The organism is Pseudidiomarina sp. WS423, from assembly GCF_050750165.1.
In the GTDB taxonomy this organism is placed as follows: Bacteria; Pseudomonadota; Gammaproteobacteria; order Enterobacterales; family Alteromonadaceae; genus Pseudidiomarina; species Pseudidiomarina fusca.
The window spans coordinates 1-5,169 of sequence record NZ_JBOJLN010000031.1; the positions used below are offsets into that span (position 1 = coordinate 1).

Annotated in this window: 8 protein-coding genes; all 8 read left to right on the forward strand. The window is 45.1% G+C overall.

Features of this window, described 5'->3' with window-relative positions:
- Positions 1-91 precede the first annotated feature (91 nt).
- Positions 92-358 (forward strand): hypothetical protein, encoded by a 267-nt coding sequence (locus ACQ661_RS12485; protein WP_431668569.1) that lies wholly within the window; start codon positions 92-94, stop codon positions 356-358.
- A 90-nt stretch (positions 359-448) separates the two neighbouring features.
- Entirely contained in the window at positions 449-967 is a 519-nt protein-coding gene (locus tag ACQ661_RS12490) for a hypothetical protein (protein WP_313932597.1), read from the forward strand.
- A gap of 93 nt (positions 968-1,060) precedes the next feature.
- The gene (locus ACQ661_RS12495) at positions 1,061-1,525 is read left to right on the forward strand and encodes a DUF2846 domain-containing protein (protein WP_313932596.1); all 465 of its coding nucleotides are present in this window, start codon (positions 1,061-1,063) and stop codon (positions 1,523-1,525) included.
- A gap of 75 nt (positions 1,526-1,600) precedes the next feature.
- Positions 1,601-1,981: a hypothetical protein gene (locus tag ACQ661_RS12500; protein ID WP_313932595.1), complete on the forward strand. Its 381-nt coding sequence runs from the start codon at positions 1,601-1,603 to the stop codon at positions 1,979-1,981.
- Positions 1,982-2,059: 78 nt separating this feature from the next.
- A complete protein-coding gene (locus tag ACQ661_RS12505; RefSeq protein WP_431668570.1) occupies positions 2,060-2,425 on the forward strand; it encodes a hypothetical protein in 366 nt (121 codons plus the stop codon).
- Between the two features lie 120 nt (positions 2,426-2,545).
- Positions 2,546-3,160, forward strand: a complete 615-nt coding sequence (locus ACQ661_RS12510; RefSeq protein ID WP_313932593.1) for a hypothetical protein — start codon at positions 2,546-2,548, stop codon at positions 3,158-3,160.
- A gap of 92 nt (positions 3,161-3,252) precedes the next feature.
- Positions 3,253-3,843 (forward strand): hypothetical protein, encoded by a 591-nt coding sequence (locus ACQ661_RS12515; protein WP_092593673.1) that lies wholly within the window; start codon positions 3,253-3,255, stop codon positions 3,841-3,843.
- A gap of 16 nt (positions 3,844-3,859) precedes the next feature.
- A complete protein-coding gene (locus ACQ661_RS12520; protein WP_289117497.1) occupies positions 3,860-5,164 on the forward strand; it encodes a glycosyltransferase in 1,305 nt (434 codons plus the stop codon).
- The last annotated feature ends 5 nt before the right edge of the window (positions 5,165-5,169 follow it).

Consider the following 5,169-nt stretch of genomic DNA (forward strand, 5'->3'; position numbering starts at 1 on the left):
GGGCAAGGCAAAATCGCCCTGCGGGCTGGACGCGCTAACGCGCGCCTTTGCTTGCGGCGTTAGTTGCTAAGTGTATTCTGAGAGCTCCGTAGTGAAAAAAAGATTAGGCCTTGTTTTAATTGAAGTGCCGCTGATTGCCTCGATTATCATCAGGTTATTCGCTGGCGTTGTGGCTTATTACTACATTGGGAATGTCATTGAGGCAATTCAAAGTGAAGAGGTGGTTAGACGGGGCAATATTTACACTATGTTTGACAACCCGTCTTTGTACTTTATTCGGTTGTCACTTTATTCTCTGTGTGCTTTTGCTGGTTTCTGGTATGCAACTCTTGGTACAAAAGTAAAAAATGGCAACTAACAATCGCCATCAAAAACGCGCCCTTTGGGCGCTCGACTCGCAACAAGTTGCTCGCGTTTGTTGCGGGCGTTAGGCTTTTCAGAGATCAAGATGAAGTGGTTTAAAAGAATAATCATATCCTTATCGATAATCGGAGCTTTGCTCTTGGCTGTAGGAGCTGGGTTTGTCTGGTATGTCTTCTCCGATATTCAAGGACGCGATCACCTTGCCGACCAAGCTCTGATCTCAGATTTGGAAATAAACATGGGGAAGTACAAGAAATTAATCTCTATGTTCCGGGAGGACTCTCCAGCCACCGTTATTCACCCAACTTGGATAAGTCCTGATAATGTAATTTCAGAAACACGCTGGGATGAATACAAAACTCTATTTTCAGAGCTTGGCCTTGATGCGGGCATGAGGTCTTGGGGCGGTAATAGCATCTGGTTTATATCTACTGCCCAAGGTTTAGTGACAGGCGGTTCAAGTAAGGGCTACATGTACAAGCCAGAAAACCCCAAGCCCCTGTTTTCTAGCCTAGATAAAATACCAGAGGGCTTAGCAAGTAATGTCAAAGGATATAGGAAAATCAACGATGAATGGTATATCGTCTTTGACTGGGATGATTAAGTCTAACAAATGGCTGCTAGGGACTGCATTACGCTGCGCTTCATGCAGCCCCAGAGCCAGGCGTTAGTTTTTTGTAGAGATGGAGCTTAGTATATGTTTAAGAAGTTTATTTTGGCGCTAGGCATTATTGTGTTACTTACTGGTTGTAGTGCAACAGGACCTAAGTTTACTGAAACTGAAGCACCAGAGGTAAATAAGGCTAAAGTGTATTTTTATCGGCCTTGGGCTATGTTAGATGGCGCTGCATCGCCAGTAGTGCAGATAAATGGCGTAGATAGTTTTGAGATAGGTAATGGTGGCTTCCATGTAATAGACCTTAGTCCAGGCAATACAATAATTGCAGTTAAAGAGGGTGGCTTTATGTCCAATTGGCGTGCCGGTCCGTTACAGATATCTTTCGATGCACAAGCCAATAACACTTATTTTGTTCGCTTAACTGCGGCTCTTGATAACGCAGCTTATGTTGGTGGCGTAGCCAGTATTTCTGGTAACTACTCGCTTGGATTGGTTAATCCAGAAATCGCCAAGCAAGAACTGCGTGAAACTAAGAAAAACTAACAAGGCAAGTCAGCATCGCACCTTCGGTGCTGGACTCGCTAACGCTCGCCGCTGCTTGCGGCGTTAGGTAACTCAATGAACAGTGCCATCGATGATATTAGCGAAGATTACCAGGATTGGGGCTTAGATAATTTATCGTATAAGGATGGGTTACTCACCCTGAACCTAGTTACTTATATAAACGGCGATGATCCTATTAGGTTCATGGTGGTGTTCACCGATACCGTTTTATTCGAATCATACGATGAAAGTAGCCATTTTCAGGATTACCATTTGAACCGTGACTCAGGAGTTATTGGGGTATATACAGCATCGAGCTTACTTGAATATGCTAAAACGAAAACAAACGTCATGTGTTTAAGCAACGATAAGCTATCCCATTACTCCGTAATGACGACAAATGAAATCATTCATGTGTTAACCAGAACTGAGCCAGTGGTGGTAAATGTTACCTAACAAGCGCCATCAAAACGCCGCTTCGCGGCTCGACTCGCAACAAGTTGCTCGCGTTTGTGGCGGGCGTTAGGCATGTCTATGCATAAAATCATTATTATCTTAATTTTTTTATTATTTAACGATGAGTCAAGAGCTAATAGTGCTGTTGATAATATACCTAATTATGAGACACATGAGTTTCAGAGAGCACAAGAGCAAAACTATTCTGGTATGGTTTACATTTGCGTAGAGCTTTCAAAGAAAAATAATTACGCTGAAGATGGAGAGGCGCTTCTTGAAAAATTCAGAATAGCTTCAAAAATATCGCCAGAACACTTGGCAAAGATTAGAAAAGACGCTCAGCGTTGGTGGGCAAGTAAGCCTCAAAACATTGATTACAAATTTTTCTGGGACGATATGTGTGAAAAGCCTATGCAGAACATGCGTGGTTTTTTTGATCTTTAGTGGTTAAGTGTATTCCAGTTTTGATGTACGGTTTGCCTAACAATCCGCGTCATTCGGGGCCTGCGGCCCCTGCGACGCTCACAAGTTCGCGCGCATGCGCGGGGCGTTAACAGGTACTATATGGATAAGTATTCCCTAAAATTCGACGCGTTGGACCGAGAATCATATGCAGTATTCTTTTCTCTGGATGAAGCTACGGAGAAGTCTTTATCTGAATATCCGGAAACATTGAGCCGAGCACGGGGAGCTTTACACTTTGCTCACTTGCTTAGAAGCGGGGGAGAAGGGGATGGTAGAGAAAAGATGGCGGGTTCATACTTGCGAGCCTCATTGGCGGAATATGTTGCGATCGATGAAATGGCCAAGATAGAACTTCAAGATAAAAGGTTCTCTTTATTGGATACTGACTGCCCGCTTCCGCATGTACTAAAAATATTACGTAACTTCCAGATGCATATTGGAACGACAAAAGTTACAGAAGAAAATATGCAAATTTTATACTTGGAAGAGCCTTTCACCTTGGGTAAGTGGGTTGTGACGGATATTCATACAGGTAATTTACTTAATCTCCACGCCTTCCAAGCATCAAAGAAAAAGCCTCCCATCTACAGCGAGGAAACGGCAACGAAGATGGTGCAATGGCTAAATGATGCACAAGCTGCTTTTGGGTTTCCCGATCTGATATACAGAGGGGTGATGGATGCGTGTAATAGGATTGGTGCGAGAACCTGTTAACAAGGCCAGGCACAGCGACGGCTTTTCCGTTACGGCTGCGCCTCCACTACAAAGCCGCGCGTGCTGGCGGCGTTAGCCTTACAAGGAAAGTTATGAGAAATCTGATAGTTATTTTAGTACTGTTTGTAACAACATTAGCTGTTCATGCCGAGGATTTTAATTGGCGAACAGGTGATGGGGCAAAAGCACCAAATACGAAAAATCAAAAAAGTATCTCGGGATTTGGCGGTTGGTTGCTGGTGACTCCTGATAAAGACTGGGAGGAAAAATGGAATACTCCAAAAGAGAATATCCCTCACTTTTCAGAAGCGGAAGAAGTCGAACTTGGTGAAGAATTAACAATCTTGCCTTTTTTTGCGAATCCTAAGCTAGATGAAAATAGATATTTTAAGATCTTGTGCGACATTAAAATTATCAAGCCAAATGGTAGCTTTTCAATCAATGAAATTGATGTACCGTGCGCCGAGGGAATACTGGAAGATGACCCTATGTCAATATTTCTCACACAAACCGTGATTAAGTACATTGGTGAAGCAGGGGATCCCTTTGGAGAGTGGACGGTCTTTTTTAATATGAAAGACTCTTTAAGAAATGTAGAAATCCCATTGGAAACTTCATTTACACTGGTTAAAAGTAAGGCTAACAAGTCAATACAGCCGACCGCTAACGCGTCGGCTGATTGAGGCGTTAGGCTAAAACATGAACATACTTATACTGACCTACGGAACCCGAGGCGATGTGCAGCCATATATCGCATTGGGGCAAGGCTTAAAGCGAGCTGGTCACTGTATCACATTAGCCACGAGCTCACGATTTAGAAAGATTATCGAGCATGCTGGGCTGCACTATGCATTCATGAACGACGGCATGCTAACTTTATTGGATGCCCCAGAAGACCAAGGCGCATTGGAAGACACAAACAACATATTTCAAGTTGTGAAGCGCACGCTAGGCTTACTCAAGAAAATAGGCCCAATACAGCGTGCCCTCGTGGACGAGAGTTGGGTCGCAGCACAGCAGTCCAAACCAGATATTATTGTGTTTCACCCCAAGGCCTTTACCGCCCCCGACATTTCCGAAAAGCTCGGTGTTCCAGTTCTGATGGCGCTTGTCGTGCCAGGGTTAGTGCCTACTGCTGAATATCCAAACATGATGTTGCCGCGGCTGAGGTTGGGTGGATGGTATAACAAATTCTCCTACAGCTTTGTGAATCGGCTGATTGGGTTGTCAGTGGCTAAGTACGCTCGAGCTTGGCGCAAGGCTCATCATCTGCCGAAAGCAAAGCGCTTTAGCCTCTTACATACCGCCGATGGCACACCCATTCCTGTTATTCATGGCTTTAGCAGTTTGGTCGTACCACGACCTGATGATTGGCCCCAAACTGCTAGTATCTGTGGTTACTGGCATACTGAAGATGACGACCATTATGAACCCTCACCAGAGCTTTCAGCCTTTTTGAACACAGGTCCACCGCCGGTGTATGTTGGTTTCGGCTCGATGACAGGACGTGACCCTGAACGGCTAACAGATATCGTCATTGAAGCACTTCAAAGAGCAGGCGTGCGGGGGATTCTGGCAACAGGCTGGGGCGGTATGGAAATTAAGGCATTGCCGGAGAGTATTATTGCAGTTGACCAAGTACCTCATTCGTGGCTATTCCCTCGTGTGTGCGGGCTTGTGCATCACGGAGGCGCAGGAACTACGGCTGCTGCCTTACAGGCGGGTAAAGCGTCTATTGTTATTCCGTTCTTTGGCGATCAGCCCTTTTGGGGAAATCGCTTACACTCGTTGAATGCCGGAGCCGCCCCTATCCCATTGAAAAAGCTGACGGTGGAAAGACTTGCGGCAGGCATTAAAGAGATAACCACAAATCAAACTATAATCGAACATGCCGCAGCGCTGGGAGCGAGTTTGCGAGAAAAACACGGCGTGGAGAAAGCTGTTGCAATAATTGAAAGCCTTGTATGCAAGCCTAACCAAGCATTGCAGCGGACAAGCCGCTGAATGCG

Coding starts and splice junctions, on each gene's coding strand:
- ACQ661_RS12505 (WP_431668570.1), top strand. CDS start 2,060: ATGCATAAAATCATTATTATCTTAATTTTTTTATTATTTAACGATGAG.
- ACQ661_RS12500 (WP_313932595.1), top strand. CDS start 1,601: ATGAACAGTGCCATCGATGATATTAGCGAAGATTACCAGGATTGGGGC.
- ACQ661_RS12520 (WP_289117497.1), top strand. CDS start 3,860: ATGAACATACTTATACTGACCTACGGAACCCGAGGCGATGTGCAGCCA.
- ACQ661_RS12490 (WP_313932597.1), top strand. CDS start 449: ATGAAGTGGTTTAAAAGAATAATCATATCCTTATCGATAATCGGAGCT.
- ACQ661_RS12515 (WP_092593673.1), top strand. CDS start 3,253: ATGAGAAATCTGATAGTTATTTTAGTACTGTTTGTAACAACATTAGCT.
- ACQ661_RS12495 (WP_313932596.1), top strand. CDS start 1,061: ATGTTTAAGAAGTTTATTTTGGCGCTAGGCATTATTGTGTTACTTACT.
- ACQ661_RS12510 (WP_313932593.1), top strand. CDS start 2,546: ATGGATAAGTATTCCCTAAAATTCGACGCGTTGGACCGAGAATCATAT.